This is a genomic window from Parviterribacter multiflagellatus (assembly GCF_056863265.1).
Map to the genome: position 1 here is coordinate 102,395 of NZ_JBXPIZ010000011.1, position 14,777 is coordinate 117,171.

General features: G+C 75.2%; 9 protein-coding genes. 6 read left to right on the forward strand and 3 right to left on the reverse strand.

The features are described from left to right. Window positions 1-30: 30 nt before the first annotated feature. The 5 genes from AC1UE5_RS22700 (at window position 31) to AC1UE5_RS22720 (ending at window position 7,619) form a co-directional block, all read left to right on the forward strand. Window positions 31-1,182, forward strand: coding sequence for an ABC transporter ATP-binding protein (locus AC1UE5_RS22700; RefSeq protein ID WP_482927882.1), 1,152 nt, complete (start codon window positions 31-33; stop codon window positions 1,180-1,182). Continuing rightward, window positions 1,172-3,250 (forward strand): ROK family protein, encoded by a 2,079-nt coding sequence (locus AC1UE5_RS22705; protein WP_482927884.1) that lies wholly within the window; start codon window positions 1,172-1,174, stop codon window positions 3,248-3,250. The genes AC1UE5_RS22700 and AC1UE5_RS22705 overlap by 11 nt, the downstream gene beginning before the upstream one ends. Continuing rightward, window positions 3,247-4,353: a glycoside hydrolase family 68 protein gene (locus tag AC1UE5_RS22710; RefSeq protein WP_482927886.1), complete on the forward strand. Its 1,107-nt coding sequence runs from the start codon at window positions 3,247-3,249 to the stop codon at window positions 4,351-4,353. Before AC1UE5_RS22705 ends, AC1UE5_RS22710 begins: the two co-directional genes overlap by 4 nt. Continuing rightward, a complete protein-coding gene (locus tag AC1UE5_RS22715) occupies window positions 4,350-5,297 on the forward strand; it encodes an alpha/beta hydrolase fold domain-containing protein (protein ID WP_482927888.1) in 948 nt (315 codons plus the stop codon). The genes AC1UE5_RS22710 and AC1UE5_RS22715 overlap by 4 nt, the downstream gene beginning before the upstream one ends. An 87-nt stretch (window positions 5,298-5,384) precedes the next feature. After that, window positions 5,385-7,619: a helix-turn-helix transcriptional regulator gene (locus AC1UE5_RS22720; protein WP_482927890.1), complete on the forward strand. Its 2,235-nt coding sequence runs from the start codon at window positions 5,385-5,387 to the stop codon at window positions 7,617-7,619. Window positions 7,620-7,622: 3 nt separating this feature from the next. Here AC1UE5_RS22720 and AC1UE5_RS22725 read toward each other — a convergent pair whose 3' ends face one another. The 3 genes from AC1UE5_RS22725 to AC1UE5_RS22735 are packed head-to-tail and all read right to left on the reverse strand — an operon-like array spanning window position 7,623 to window position 13,638. Next, window positions 7,623-8,423, reverse strand: coding sequence for a L,D-transpeptidase (locus AC1UE5_RS22725; protein WP_482927892.1), 801 nt, complete (start codon window positions 8,421-8,423; stop codon window positions 7,623-7,625). Window positions 8,424-8,440: 17 nt separating this feature from the next. Further along, a complete protein-coding gene (locus tag AC1UE5_RS22730) occupies window positions 8,441-10,213 on the reverse strand; it encodes a penicillin-binding transpeptidase domain-containing protein (RefSeq protein WP_482927894.1) in 1,773 nt (590 codons plus the stop codon). A gap of 38 nt (window positions 10,214-10,251) precedes the next feature. Then, a complete protein-coding gene (locus AC1UE5_RS22735) occupies window positions 10,252-13,638 on the reverse strand; it encodes a COG1361 S-layer family protein (protein WP_482927896.1) in 3,387 nt (1,128 codons plus the stop codon). 363 nt (window positions 13,639-14,001) lie between these two features. Between AC1UE5_RS22735 and aqpZ the strand changes: the two genes are divergently transcribed. Continuing rightward, window positions 14,002-14,733, forward strand: a complete 732-nt coding sequence (gene aqpZ / locus AC1UE5_RS22740; RefSeq protein WP_482927898.1) for an aquaporin Z — start codon at window positions 14,002-14,004, stop codon at window positions 14,731-14,733. Window positions 14,734-14,777: the final 44 nt, after the last annotated feature.

Sequence of the window (14,777 nt, forward strand, 5' to 3'; positions counted from 1 at the left end):
CCCCGCGGCCATGCACCACAAGGACGACGTATGAGCAAGATCGAGCTCGAGCAGGTCTCCAAGGCCTACGCGGACGGGACGCTCGCGGTCGACGACCTCTCGCTCTCCATCGAGGACGGCGAGTTCATGATCCTCGTCGGCCCCTCGGGCTGCGGGAAGTCGACGACGCTGCGGATGATCGCGGGGCTGGAGACCATCACGAGCGGCGACCTGCGGATCGGTGGCACGTCGGTCGCCGACCGGTCGCCGAAGGACCGCGACCTGGCGATGGTGTTCCAGAGCTACGCGCTGTATCCGCACATGTCGGTCGCCAAGAACATGGGCTTCGCGCTGAAGCTCGCGGGCGCCGACCGGAGCGAGATCGACCGCAAGGTGCGGGAGGCGGCGGAGATCCTCGACCTCACCGACCACCTGGACCGCAAGCCGGCGAAGCTCTCCGGCGGCCAGCGCCAGCGGGTGGCGATGGGGCGGGCGATCGTGCGCGACCCGAAGGCGTTCCTGATGGACGAGCCGCTGTCGAACCTCGACGCCAAGCTGCGCGTCCAGATGCGCGCCGAGGTCGCCCGGCTGCAGCAGCAGCTCGGCACGACCACCGTGTACGTCACGCACGACCAGACCGAGGCGATGACGCTCGGCGACCGCGTGGCGGTGATGCGCGGCGGCGTGCTGCAGCAGGTCGCCGGGCCGCAGGAGCTCTACGAGACCCCGGCCAACCTCTTCGTGGCCGGGTTCATGGGCTCGCCGGCCATGAACCTCTTCGACGTGCGCACCGACGGCGCGCACGTCGAGCTGCCGTTCGCGAGCCTGCCGCTCGGCGAGCCGCTGCGCGCGGCGCTGAGCGGGCACCGCCCCGACGACGGGCTCGTCGCCGGGCTGCGCCCCGAGGCGTTCGAGGACGCCGCGCTCGTCGGCGACCGCCCCGGCGTGGTGTTCGACGCCGAGGTGGAGCTCGTGGAGTCGCTGGGGTCGGAGCTGTACGCGTACGTCGTGCTCGACGCGCGCGCGAGCGAGGGCCGCGCGCTGCGCGAGCACGTCGAGGACTCCGCCCGGCAGGGCGGGCGCCTGGTGGCGCGGCTCAGCGCGGAGTCGGCGATCCGGCAGCCCGGCCGCGCCCGGCTGTGGGTGGACCCGCGCCGGCTGCACCTGTTCGACGGCACGACCGGGCGGGCGCTTGCCCGCTGAGCCGCGCTTCGGCGCGATCGAGGCCGGTGGGACCAAGTGGGTGTGCGGCGTCGCCGACGCCGACGGCCGGCTGCTGCGCACCGAGCGCATCCCGACGACGACGCCGGGCGAGACGATCGGCCGGGCGGTCGCCTTCCTCGAGGCGGCCGGCCCGCTGCGCGCCGTGGGCGTGGGGAGCTTCGGGCCCCTCGACCTCGACCCGGCGTCGCCGACCCACGGCTGGATCACGACCACCCCGAAGCCCGGGTGGCAGCACACCGACCTGGTGGGCCCGCTGCGCGAGGCGCTCGGCGTGCCGGTCGCGCTGGACAGCGACGTGAACGCGGCGGCGGTCGGCGAGGGCCGGCGGGGCGCGGCGCGCGGGACGGACACGTTCGCCTACATCACCGTCGGGACCGGCATCGGCGCCGGCGTGGTGGTCGGCGGGCGGCCGGTGCACGGCCTCGTCCACCCCGAGTTCGGGCACGTGCGCGTGCCGCACGACCGCGCCCGCGACCCGTTCGACGGGTGCTGCCCGCGGCACGGCGACTGCCTCGAGGGCCTCGCGTCCGGCGCGGCGCTGCACGCGCGCTGGGGCCGGCCGGCGAGCGAGGTCGACGACGACGCGGCGTGGGACGTCGTGGCCGACCACCTCGCGGCCGGGATCGCCAACCTGGTCTTCACGGCGTCGCCGCAGCGCGTCGTCATCGGCGGCGGCGTCATGCGCCGCGTCGCGCTGCTCGCGCAGGTGCGCGCGCGGGTGCTGGACCTGCTCGGCGGCTACCTCGAGCACCCGGCGCTCGCCACGCACGCGGGCATGGACGCGTACGTGGTGGCCCCCGAGCTGGGCGACGACGCCGGCATCGTCGGGGCGGTCGAGCTGGCGCGCGACGTCGCGGCGGATGCCGGGACGCCGACGCGCCGCCGCGCGGCCGGGCCCGCGGTGCACGGCCAGGTCGCGCCCGGCTTCGAAGGAGTGCGCGAGGCGTTCGCGGACAACCTGCGTGAGCGCGGCGACGTCGGCGCGGCGTTCTGCGTGATGCGCGGCGACGAGCCGCTCGTCGACCTGTGGGGCGGGACCGTCGACGGATCGCGTCCGTGGCAGCGCGACACGCTCCAGGTGATCTACTCGGGCACGAAGGGCCTGGTCGCGCTCTGCCTCCTGATGCTCGTCGACCGCGGACTGCTCGACCCGGACGCGGCGGTGGCCGACTACTGGCCGGAGTTCGCCGCCGAGGGCAAGGCCGGCATCCGCGTCGCCGAGGTCGTCTCCCACCGCGGGCGCATGCCCGGGTTCGTGGCGCCGGTGCGCCACGACGAGGTGGTCGACGACCGGCGGATGGCCGCGCTGCTCGCGGCGCAGCCGGCGGAGGACGACCCCCGCGCGGTCGACGTCTACCACCCGCTGACGTTCGGGTGGCTGTGCGGCGAGCTGCTGCGGCGGATCGACGGGCGCAGCATCGGCCGGTTCTTCGCCGAGGAGGTCGCGGCGCCGCTCGGGCTGGAGATCTGGATCGGGCTGCCGCCCGCGCTCGAGCGCCGCGTCTCGACGCTCGCCACCGCGCCGGGGTGGGGAACGACCCGGCCGATCGCGCCGGACGCCTTCGCGCGCGACGAGCTGCTGCGCCGCACGCTCGCCAACCCGCCGCTGTTCCCCGCCGGGTGGATCCCGTCCAACGACCCGGCGTGGCACCAGGCGGAGATCCCCGGCGCGGGCGCGATCGCGACCGCATGGTCGATGGCGCGCCTGTACGCGTGCCTGGCGGCGGGAGGCGAGCTGGACGGTGTCCGGCTCCTGGGGGCCGACACGCTCGAGCGCGTCGGGCGCCGCGAGCTGAGCCGCCGGATCGACCCGCTCGTCGACCATCCGCAGGCCTTCGGCTTCGGCTTCCAGCTGCAGACCGACCCGCACCCGCTCGGGCCGCCCGGCGACGCGTTTGGGCACGGAGGAGCCGGCGGGTCGATGCACGGGGCCTGGCCGTCGCAGGGCGTCGGGTTCTCGTACGCGATGAACCTGCTGCGCGACGACCACCCCGTCGACCCGCGCGTCCGCGCGGTGCTCGACGCGACGCACGAGGCGCTGCCATGACGACGTCGTGGACCGCGGACGACCTCGTCCGCCGTGGCGCGGCCGCACGGACGACCGCCCCGCTGATCGACCACGCGGGCTGCGCCCGCGTGCTCTCCGGTGAGGACCTCTGGGACCCCTGGCCGCTGCAGGAGGAGGACGGCACGCCGTCCTCGATCCTCGGCGGGGAGCTGTGGATGGCGCTGACGGCGCCGGCCGACGGGCACCCCGAGCTGCGCCACGACGTGGCCCGCCTGCGGCTCTTCTCGGTGACCGCGGACGGCTGGCGCGACCTCGGCCCGGTCTTCGCGGACGGCGCGTCGCCCGGCAGCCGTGAGTGGTCGGGCTCGGCGATCCGCCGGGCGGACGGGACGGTGTCGGTCTTCTACACGGCGGCTGGGGAACGCGGCGAGTCCCCGGTCACGTTCCGCCAGCGGGCGATGGAGGTCCGGATGGCGCTGGACGTCGACGGCGACGCCGTGCGGCTGCGCCCCCTCGGGCCGCACCGCGAGATCGTCCGCCCCGACGGCCGGACGTACCTGCACGCCGACGACCGGGTCGGTGGCCCGGGGAAGATCCGCGCGTTCCGCGACCCGGCCTGGTTCCGCGATCCGGCGACCGGCCGCGCGCACCTGGTGATCGCCGCCTCGGTCGCCGGTGCGCGGCGCTTCACGGGGGCGGTCGCGCTGGCGGACGAACGCGACGGCGGCTGGGAGCTGCGCGCGCCCCTGCTCACCGCCGACGGCGTCAACCACGAGATCGAGCGGCCCCACGTGATCGTGCGCGACGGCCGGTACCACCTGTTCCTCTCGACCCACGGGCAGTCGTTCGACGTGGCGGACGCGCCGACGGGGCTGTACGGGTTCGTCGCGGAGGCGCTCACCGGGCCGTACCGGCCGCTCAACGGCTCGGGGCTCGTCGTCGCCAACCCGCCGGCCGCGCCGGACCAGGCCTACGCGTGGCTCGTGCTGCCCGACCTGCGCGTCGTCAGCTTCCTGAACTACGCGGCGGACGGCCGGCACCTCGAGGGGGCGGCGGCCCGGGCCGCGTTCGGCGGCACCGTGGCGCCGGTCCTGCGGCTGGCGATCGACGGCGACCGCACGGCGATCGTGGGAGATGCGTGACGGTGCCGCTCGACGAGGAGATCCGCCGCCGCCTTCCGCCGCTGCGCGGCTTCACCGCGGAGGACGTCGCCGTCCAGTCGCCCGCGCTGGTGGCGGCCGTGCAGGAGCTCGTGCGCCCGGTCGGGCGTTACCGGCGGCCGCTCGCGGAGGTCGAGGAGCTCGACGTCCCGGGCCCGCACGGCCCCGTGCGGGTGCGGGTCCACCGCCCGGTCTTCGGCCCGACGCGGTGCGGGCTCGTGTGGGTGCACGGCGGCGGGTTCCGTGCCGGCGACCTCGACATGGCCGAGGCCGACGCGGTCAGCCGCGAGCTGTGCGTCCGCGCGGGCGCGTGCGTCGTCTCGGTCGGCTACCGCCTGGCGGTCGACGGCATCCACTTCCCGGTCCCGCACGACGACGTGGTGGCCGCGTGGCGGTGGGCGGCGGCGTCGGCCGAGCGGCTCGGCCTGCCGGCCGGCCGGCTCGCGCTGGGCGGTGCGAGCGCCGGCGGGAACCTCGCGGCCGGTGCGGCGCTGCGCCTGCGCGACGACGGCGACCCGCTGCCGGAGCAGCTCGTGCTCGTGTACCCGACGCTCCACCGCGAGCTCCCGTCGCCCGTGGCCGCGCTCCCCGACGACATGGAGCTCGTGCCCGCGGTCATGCGCTTCCCGTCCGAGGTGATGGCGACGATGAACGACAACTACCTCGGGCCCTCGCCCGCCTCGCCCTACGCCTTCCCGGGCACGGGCGACGTGCACGGCCTCCCGCCGACGCTGCTCGCCACCGCGGGCTACGACGACCTGCGCGCGTCGGCCGACGCGTTCGCGGCGGACCTGCGGGCAGTGGGCGTGCGGACAATCGAGGTGGACGAGCCGGACGCGCCGCACGGCTACCTCAACATCCCGGGCCTCCGCGCGTTCGACCACACGCTGCGCGCCATCGCCCGCGCGCTCCTGGGCCAGGCGTGATGGGCGCCCGGGGCGCAGACGTGGCGCGTTGCGGATCGGCGCGATGTCGAGGGGGGTCGGTTCAGGCGGTCGCGCGACGTAACGTCGATGCGCATCACCTCCGTCCCCGATACCGATGACGATCCCCCCGGCGTCCCGCTCGTCGCCGCCACCAAGGTCCGCCCGCCACGGCTGCGCGCCGAGACCGTCGCCCGCGCGCGCGTGCACGACCTCGTCGCCCGCGGTGCCGAAGGGCCGCTGACCGTCCTCTCCGCGCCGGCGGGGGCGGGGAAGACGACCGCGCTGCTCGAGTGGGTGGAGACGGCGCCGTGGCCGGTCGCGTGGGTGTCGCTCGACGCGGCAGACGACGAGCCGCGGCGGCTGTGGGAGCACGTGCTCGCCGCGCTCGACCGCGTCGTCCCAGGGGCGGTCGAGGAGGCGCGGACGGCGCTGCGCGCGGGCGCCGACCTGCAGCTCGCGGTCGCGGCGCTCACCGTCAACGCGCTCGACCGGCACGCCGCCGGTGGCGTCGCCATCGTCCTCGACGACTACCACCACATCCGCGCCGACGCCGCGCACCGCTCCGTGATCGCGCTGCTCGACGCCGCGCCGGCGCACGTCCACCTGGTGATCGGGAGTCGCACCGAGCCGCCGCTGCGGCTGGGGCGCCGCCGCGCCGCGGGCACCGCGGTCGAGCTCAAGTACCCGCAGCTCATCTTCACCCCCGGCGAGGCCGCCGAGCTGCTCAACGACCGGTGGGGGCTCGGCCTCGACGCGGCCCAGCTGGCGGTGGTGGACGAGCGCATCGCCGGGTGCCCGGCGGGGCTGGCGCTCGTGGCCCGGACGCTGGCCGAGCCCGCCCACCGCAGCGGCTTCGGCGCCGGGCTCACCCGCGCGGAGGCGCTCCTCGACGAGTACCTGGCCGAGGAGATCCTCGACCCGCTTGAGCCGGAGTTGCGCGAGCTGCTCGTGTGCACTGCCGTGACGGAGCGCTTCACGCTCTCCCTGTGCGAGGCGGTCCTCGACCACCCCGACGCGCGCGCCTGGATCCACGCCGCGCGGCGCTCCAACCTGCTCGTGCACGAAACCGGCGACGGCGCCGACGCGTGGTACCGCTACCCAGACCGGTTCGCCCAGCTGCTGCGTGAGGAGCTGGCCGCCCGCCCACGCGCGTTCGCCGCCGAGCTGCACGCGCGCGCGTCGCGCTGGTTCGAGCGCGCGGGCCTGGGGGAGCAGGCCATCACGCACGCCAGCCTGGCCGGCGACGGCCCGCGCGCGGCGCGCCTGCTCCGCGAGAACGCGGCCACGCTCCTCGGCGGCGGCTGCTACGGCACGACCCGGCGCCTCGTCGAGGCGATGCCGGCCGAGCGCGGCGAGTACGGCCCGTTCGCCGAGGCCGCGCACACGCTGGCGCTCCAGATGGACGGCGCCGAGCCGTCGCTGGTCTACGAGCGCTGGCAGGAGCTCCAGGCGTACCGGGACGCGCCGGACATGGCGCGCATCGCCGACGCAGCCAGCATCTGGCCGTTCTTCGGGCGCGTCGGCGAGGCGGTCGAGCAGGGCCGCAGGGTGTACGAGCGCGACCCCGGGACGTCCGACCGCGCCCGCCACTCGATCGCCGGCCAGCTCGGCCTGGCGCTGTGGTTCGCCGGCGAGCGCGCGGAGGCGCGTGCGGTGATCGAGCGCCACCTCGGCGCGATGGTCTTCCCGGGCAGCAAGAGCTTGGCGTACGCGGTGCTCGCGTTCGACGCGGCGGAGGACGGCAACGCCGAGCGGGCCCTCGCGCGCGCGGGGGAAGCGGTCGCCGTCGCCGCGGCGCACGGCGGCGAGACCGCGCTGCAGTACGCGCTCGCCTACCAGGCGCAGGCGGACGCGCTGCGCGTCGCCGGCCGGCTCGAGGAGGCGGTGGGCGTGCTCGGCCACGTCGAGCGGGTGACCGCGCGCCACCCGGGCTCGCTCCACCACGCGCTGTCGCTCATCCTGCGCGCCGAGCTCCACGTCGCGCGCCACGCCCGCGACGACGCCCGGCGCATCGCGGCCGAGGCGGTCGACGTCCTCGCGCGGTACCCGGACGTCGGCATCCTCGGCGCGCGGCTCGGCGCGGTCCAGAGCCTCCTCGCGCAGCGGGCCGACGACGGCCTGCTCGGCAGCGCGCCGACGGCGGCCGAGCGGCGGGTGCTCGAGCTGCTGGCCGAGGACCGGACGCTGGAGGCGATCGCGCGCGAGCTGTTCGTCTCCGTCCACACGGTCAAGAGCCACACGCGCCGGCTGTACCGGCGGCTGGGCGCGCGCAACCGCGCGGAGGCGCTGGCCGCGGCGCGGGCGCGCGACCTGCTCGTGTGACGCTCAGCGGATGACGTCCACGGGCGTGCCGGGGACGAGCCGCTTGGCCATCCACGACACGGGCCGGTTGTCGATCCGGATGCACCCGTGCGAGCGGGCGGTGCCGAGCGGATCGCGGAAGCTCGCCCCGGCCCGCCCGTGGATGGCGACCCGGCCCGGTCCGCCGCCGTAGCTCTCCAGCACGTTCGAGAGGCTCGTGAGCGACAGCGCCCACGGGCCGATGAACGCCTTCGGGTTCGGCTGGCGGTTGCGCTCGTAGATCGCGGCCAGGCCGAGCGGCGTCGGCGTCCGCTTGGCGCCGACGACCGCGCGGGTGCGCAGGACGCGCTTGCCGCGGTGGAAGACCGTCACCGTCCGCGCCCGCACGCGGATCTCGACCCAGTAGCGCGTCTTGCTGAGCACGACGCGGTCGCGCGGGACCCAGCCCGCTGAGCCGTTCGGGCGGTTGGGGAGGAGGACCTTGACCCAGTCGACGCCGTCGCGCGTCGCCGCGTCGAGGACCAGCAGCGTCTGCGGCTGGCGCGACCACGACGTCGCGGTGCCGATGCGGCGGCCCTTGCCCCGGCCGTCCAGGTCCGGGCGCGCGGTGGTGGGCGCGATGATGCGGGCGACCGTCGCGCCGCCCTGCTTCGACGGCGGGGGGATCTGCAGCCCGGGCGCGGCCGGCGGAGCCTCGGGTGCCGGCGTCGGCGGAGTCGGTGCGGGGGTCGGCACCGGCGCGGGCGGCGGCGGCTCCTGCGCGCCGGCCGCGGTCGGCGCCGCCAGCACCGCCACCAGGGCGGCGCCGGCAGCCAGCCCGCGCACGCCTCGTTCCACCATCGTCAGCATCGCGCCTCCTGCGCCCGTCCTCGTTGGGTGCCCTCGCTGCCGGGCGCGTCGAGCGCGGCGCGCAGCAGCTCGCGTGCGGCGGGCGCCGCGGTGTCGCCGCCCGCGCCGTTCTCCATCAGGACGATCCCGACCGCCGCGCGCGGCAGGCACGTCTTGCCCGCCGGGGCGTAGCCGACGAACCACGCGTCCGTGTCGGTCGGGTCGTCGAGGTCGCACTCGCCGGTCGCCGCCACCTCGGCGGTGCAGCTCAGGCCCAGCTCGGCGGTCCCGGTCTTGCCTGCCACCGGCACGTCCTCGAGTGCCGCTCCGGTGCCGGTGCCCTGAGTGACGACTGCGCGCATCGCGTCCTGCACGGTACGCGCGACCGCGGTGCTCATGACGCGCTTGCCGCCGGTGGAGCGCGCCGCCGCGTCGCCGTCGAGCGTCAGCCGCGGGCGGATGCCGTCGCGCGCGACCGTCACCGCGACGCTCGTCATCTGGAGCGCGGTGGCCAGCACCTTGCCCTGACCGATCGCGGTGGAGCCGACGGTCAGCGGGTCGGTGCCGCCCTCGCCGCCGGGGATCGTCGACATCGCGGCGCCCGGGATGTCCGCCGGCGCGTCGAAGCCGAAGCGGCGCGCGGTCTGGGCGAGGCCGTCGGCGCCGACCTCGGCGCCGAGCGGCGCGAAGACCGAGTTGCAGGAGTCGGCGAAGCTCTCGACGAGGCTGCCGCCGCACGCCGCGCCGTCGTGGTTCTGGAGCGGCGCGCCGCCGAGGTTCGCCGCCGTCTCGAACGGGAAGGTCGCGTCGCGGTCGGTCACCCTGGTCGTCAGCGCCGCGACGAGCGTGACGATCTTGAACGTCGAGCCCGGCGCGCGCAGGCCGGAGAACGGCACGCCGGAGTAGCCGAGCACCGCGCCGGTCCGCGGGTCGATCGCCACCGCGCCGCCCATCCGCCCGCCGAGGGCGCTCACCGCGGAGCGCACCACCGCCGGCACGATCGTCGTGCGCACCGCCGGCGCCTGCCGCGGCGCGCGGCGCGCGAGCACGCGCGGGCCGGCGAGGAGTCGCCCGCCCGGCCTCCCGACGAGCCGCCCGTCGAGCGCGCGCTCCAGCCCGCTGCGCCCCACGCGCGCGTCGGACGGGACCCCGCGCGCCTGCAGGTCGTCCGCGCGGTCGGGCTCGATCGCGTCGAGCACGCCGACCGTCTCGCTCGCCACGTCCGCGACCTCGGGATCCGGCGTGCGCTGCTCGCCCTCCGCGAGCACGCGCCCGTCGGCGGCCAGCAGCGTCGCGCGCGGCGGCAGGCGCGTCTCGGCCCGCAGCCGCTCCCCGCGCCGCAGCCCCGGGAAGGCCATCGGCGTCGTCCAGACGATGCCGCGGTGCCGCTCGCGGAGCGTCACGGGGACGACGAGCGAGGCCTGCACGGGGCCGAACGCCGCCGTCGGCACGCGGGCGGTCACGCGCACGGTCTCGCCCTCGATCTCGGCGGCGACGAGCCGCGGGCCGGCGGTGGCGGTGGCGACCGCCAGCGCCTCGCGGTGGAAGGCGGCGAACCGCCGCAGCGGCACGCGCTTGCGCGAGCCCGGCGTCAGCAGCTCGTGCATCCGCGGGTAGTCCTCACGGGCCCACGCGGCCAGGTACGCGCGCACGAGCTCGGTCCGCGCCGTGCTCCCGTCGTCACCCGCGGGCCAGCACGACACGACCGCGACGGCCACGAGGGCCGCCGCGATCCCGCCCGCCAGGGCGGCCCGGCGGCGGCGCACCGTGCGCCGCCGCCTGCTCATCCGTGATGCGCTCACTCAGCCGCCCGGCGGGTGGGCTGCTAGCCGGTCACGCCGCCGGCCCGTGCCTGGGCGCCGAGCACCTGCACGGCCGCCCGGTCGGTGGCCGCGCGGGCCTTGGCCCCGCGCGCGTCGGGGGCGGTCGCCGTGGCGATGTTCACCTTGCGGCCGCCGGCCCCGCGCAGCGCGCGGGCCTTGATCGTGAAGGCCCGGCTCTTCTTCGCGCCGAGGCTCGGGATCGTCCAGCAGTACGCGCCGGCCGTGAGCTTCGCCCGCGGGCTCGACGACGCGTACACGAGGCCGGACGGCAGCGCGTCGCACACCTTCACGTCGGTGAGCGCGAACGCGCTGGTGTTCGTCACCTTGATCCGGTAGGAGACGGTCCCGCCGATGCTGACGACGCGGCGGTCGGCGACCTTCGTGATCGCCAGCCGGCCCTGGATCTTCGTGATGGTCCCGTCCAGGTTGTTGCCCGGGTTCGGGTCCGGCACGTCACCGGTCACGCTCGCGCTGTTGCGCAGCGAGCCGGCGGCCAGCGGCTGCGCGACGACCGTGATCGTGGCCTTCGCGCCCGGCGCCATCGTGCCGAGCTCGCACGTGATCGGCACCTTCGTCTGGCACGTGCCGACGCTGCTCTTCACCGAGCGCACCTTGATCGGCAGGCTCGGCGTGTCGAGCACCTTGACGCCGCGGGAGGCGCCCGGCCCGTTGTTGACGATCTGGAGCGTGTAGGTGATCGTCCCCGAGCCGGTCAGCGTGGTCCGGTTCGAGGTCTTCTCGATCGCCAGGTCGGCGTCCGGATCCTTCGGGCCCGGCTCCGACGGGATCTTCTCCTCGTCGTCGTTGTCGGTCGGGTCCGGGTCCTTCGTGGTGGACTCGACGTGGGCCTGGTCGACGAGCGTGCCCACCGCGTCGGCGCGCGCCGAGACGAGGACCTGCAGCGAGCCGCCGACCTCGACCGTGCCGACCTGGCAGGTGACCTTGCTGGCGGTCACCGCGCAGCTGCCCTGGCTGGTCTTGGCGGACAGGAGCGTCAGGCCGGTCGTCGCGGTGTCGGTCACGACGACCTTGTCCGCGTCGCTCGGGCCGTCGTTCTTGACGAGCAGCGTGTAGAAGAGCTGCTCGCCGACCTTCACGGACTTGACGGACGGGATCTTGTCGATCGACAGGTCGGCCTCGGGGTCCGACGGGACCTTGGCGTCGTCCTCGTTGTTGGACGGGTCCGGGTCCTTCGTGTCGGTCGTGACCTTCGCCGTGTTGACGACGCGGTCCCGGACCGAGCTCGCGACGCGCACGGTGATCTCGTACGTCTTCGACTCACCGGACGCGAGCGTCCCGACGGTGCAGCTCACGACGCCCTTGTCCGCGGCGCAGCCGGCGCTGCCGGACACGTAGGTCAGGCCCTTGGCCAGCGGGTCGCTGATCTTGACGTTGCGCGCCGGGCTCGGGCCGTTGTTGGTCACGACCAGCCGGTACTTCAGCGTGCGGCCGGGGACGACCTTGTCGCTCAGCGGGTCCTTGACGATCGCCACGTCCGCCTGCGGCTCGATCGGCACCGTCTCGGTCGACGTGTTGTTGCTTGGATCGGGATCCGGGGTGTCGTTGCCGACGGTCGCCGTGTTGGTCAGCGTGCCCTCGGTGAGGGAGCTCGCGACGCTCGCGGTGACGCGCAGCGTCCGGGCCTCACCGGCCGCCATCGTCCCGAGCGTGCAGTCGACGGTCTGGCCGCTGCCGGTGCACTCCGGCGACGACGACTGGTACGTCAGGCCGTTGGGGAGCGGATCCGAGACCTTGACGTTCGTCGCGCTGTCCGGCCCGTTGTTGCGGACGACGAGGTCGTAGGAGATCGTCGAGCCCGGGATCGCCGGCGTCGACGTCGCCTTCTTGGTGATCGCCATGTCGGCGCACAGCAGGCGCAGCGTGCCGGTGGTCGAGACCTCGGGCAGCTTGGTCCACGTGTCGATGCGGTCGCCGTCGCCGTTGGTGTAGGCGTGGAAGCCGGGGCCGCTGGTGCCGTTCGTCACGGCGGTCGGCGTGCTGTCCGTGATGACCTGGTTCTTGTACGGGTCGCGGTCGTTGTAGCTGACCGCCAGCGGGTTGCCGAGGTCGGCGTCATCGGGGAGCGTCATGCGCTCGATGCGCATGCCGCCGCTCGCCTCCGTGTCGCTCTGGAGGAAGTGCACCTCGGCGGGCGTCGCGCGGATCCGGTACTGGTAGTCACCACAACCCGGCGTGGCGCCCGCGCCGTCGCGGCCCGTCCACATGAAGCTGTTCGCCCCGGTCGACGACAGGTTGTGGGTCGTGTCGACGAAGTCGGTGCCGTTGCCGAACGTGCCGTCGCGGTTGGTGTCGATCTCCAGCGTGTAGCCGGCGCCCTGCATGGCGGGGGGCGAGCTGAAGCCGATGGCACCGCCGGCGCCGCGGTTCGTCCCGCCTGCCTGGCCGCCCGTGCCGGTGAACGCGGCGTCCCTCAGCGGCTGGGTCGAGGGGGCGATCGGGGTCTCGGCGTAGCCGCGCGAAGAGAGCCCGCCGGGGCCGCTGATCACGATCGGGTCGACGCGGTTGACGAACTGCGGGAACGCACGGTCGGCGGGCGCCGGCTGGGCCTCCGTGTACGTCGGGACGTTCGCGACCGCCCACTGGAACGAGGCGTAGATCGGCTCGCCGGTGCCGGCGTCGACCAGCCCGCGGTCGTCCGCGGCCATGCCCCAGTTCACGCCGGTGTGGTTGTAGAAGTTGACGCGGTACTCGTACCCGGTGCGGGTGTACGTGTAGGCATCGGTGTCCGACACCGTCTGGCCCGGGCCGCCGGTGCGGAACTGGTACAGGAACGCGAACGAGCGGCCCGGCTGCACCGTGCCGCCGGAGCGCACGGTGATGTCCCACATCGCGGTGTACGCGCCCGGTCCGACGTACGGCGAGTCCACGGTCCCGCCCCCGAGGTTGTCGCCGTTGGGCGCGACGAACTGGACCTGGTAGAGCCCGTCGGCGGGTGCGACGAGCTCGCACGGCGTGTAGCCGCCGGCGCTGGGCAGGGGCCCGGCGAGCTCCTGCGCCCGCGTGGTGATCTCGCCCCTTCCGGGCTGATCGGTCCGGCAGTTGCGCAGGGGCGTGGCGGTCGCCATGTCCACGCCGGGGGCGTAGACGCGGATGTTGGCCGGCGCCGTGCCCATCTGGCTCGTGCCGAGCTGGATGGTCTCACCCGCCCGGGCGTAGACCGAGAACTGGGAGTTGCCGCTCAGCGCGTGGCGGATCCCGGTGCCCGGACCGGTGTGGAACTCCCGTGATCCCTCGCCGAACGCGGGGGCGGCGGGAAGCAGCGCGGCGGCGGCCGCGGCGAGCGCCGCGACCTTCAGGCCGCGCCACCGTCGCGTGGTAGGCGGGGCGCCTCCTCCGCCGTCGTGGATGGACGTCCGTGCTGCGGACATGTGCAACCTCCGAGTCGCCCGCGCCCCGGAGTCGGAGCGCGGGCAGATGGGTACGGTCGGCACGGCGCCTGCTCAGCACCCCTGCCGAAAAGCGCGGCCAACGTAGACCCGCCTCATCCCCACCGGAAGGTCTGTGGCGCAACTTCATCCGGATGAACCGCGCCGGGTCGAACAGCCGCCGAACCGCCTGCAAACGCGCCACTTCAGGGGGTGCGTGCCAACTTCGTTTGCAGCCTTTGCGCCGAAAGCTCCACGAAGTGGTGTCGTGGGCCTGCTCATCCGGATGAAGGGGCTTGACATAGTTCGGCTCCCGCGGTGAGGGTTCCCGGCGCAGTTGCAAGCAGCGAACCAGGAGCGTGGGGGATGGCCGATCGTCGCATCGCGGCAGCGGAGTGCGTGGGGACGTTCGTCCTCGTGTTCGGCGGCGTCGGGACCGCCGTCATCGCCGGCGAGGCCGTCGGCGCGCTCGGCGTCGCGTTCGCGTTCGGGCTCTCGCTCCTGGCGATGGCGTACGCGATCGGGCCGATCTCCGGCTGCCACGTCAACCCCGCGGTCACCGCAGGGCTGGTCGCCGCCCGCCGCCTCACGCTCCCCGAGGCGGTGCAGTACTGGATCGGCCAGGCGATCGGCGCGGTGCTCGCCGCGTTCGCGCTCTTCGTCGTCGTCAAGTCGCGGGAGGGCGGCTACGACCTCAGCGACAACGGCTTCGGCGCGAACGGCTACGGCGACCACTCGCCCGGCGGCTATCCGCTCGGAGGGGCGCTGCTGATCGAGATCATCCTCACCGCGCTGCTGGTCTTCACCGTGCTGTCCGCGACGGACCGCATCGCCCAGGTCGCGTTCGCCGGCATCCCGATCGGCCTGGTGCTGACGCTGATCCACCTCGTCGGCATCCCGGTCGACAACCTCAGCGTCAACCCGGCCCGCAGCCTCGGCCCGGCGCTCTTCGTCGGCGGCTGGGCGCTCGAGCAGCTGTGGCTCTTCATCCTCGCGCCGCTGCTCGGCGCGGCCCTCGGCGCCGTCCTCCACACGTTCCTGTTCGCGGGCAGCCGCCCGGTCGCCCCGGAGGCGTCCGCGGTGGCCGCCGAGGCCTGAGCCTGAGCCGACTGGCGCGCCGCCGCTCGCCGGTGGCGCGCTCG

Bases quoted from the DNA above. Each gene is read 5' to 3' on its own strand.
- AC1UE5_RS22720 (WP_482927890.1), top strand. From the start codon at position 5,385: ATGCGCATCACCTCCGTCCCCGATACCGATGACGATCCCCCCGGCGTC.
- aqpZ (WP_482927898.1), top strand. From the start codon at position 14,002: ATGGCCGATCGTCGCATCGCGGCAGCGGAGTGCGTGGGGACGTTCGTC.
- AC1UE5_RS22710 (WP_482927886.1), top strand. From the start codon at position 3,247: ATGACGACGTCGTGGACCGCGGACGACCTCGTCCGCCGTGGCGCGGCC.
- AC1UE5_RS22700 (WP_482927882.1), top strand. From the start codon at position 31: ATGAGCAAGATCGAGCTCGAGCAGGTCTCCAAGGCCTACGCGGACGGG.
- AC1UE5_RS22730 (WP_482927894.1), bottom strand. From the start codon at position 10,213: ATGAGCAGGCGGCGGCGCACGGTGCGCCGCCGCCGGGCCGCCCTGGCG.
- AC1UE5_RS22735 (WP_482927896.1), bottom strand. From the start codon at position 13,638: ATGTCCGCAGCACGGACGTCCATCCACGACGGCGGAGGAGGCGCCCCG.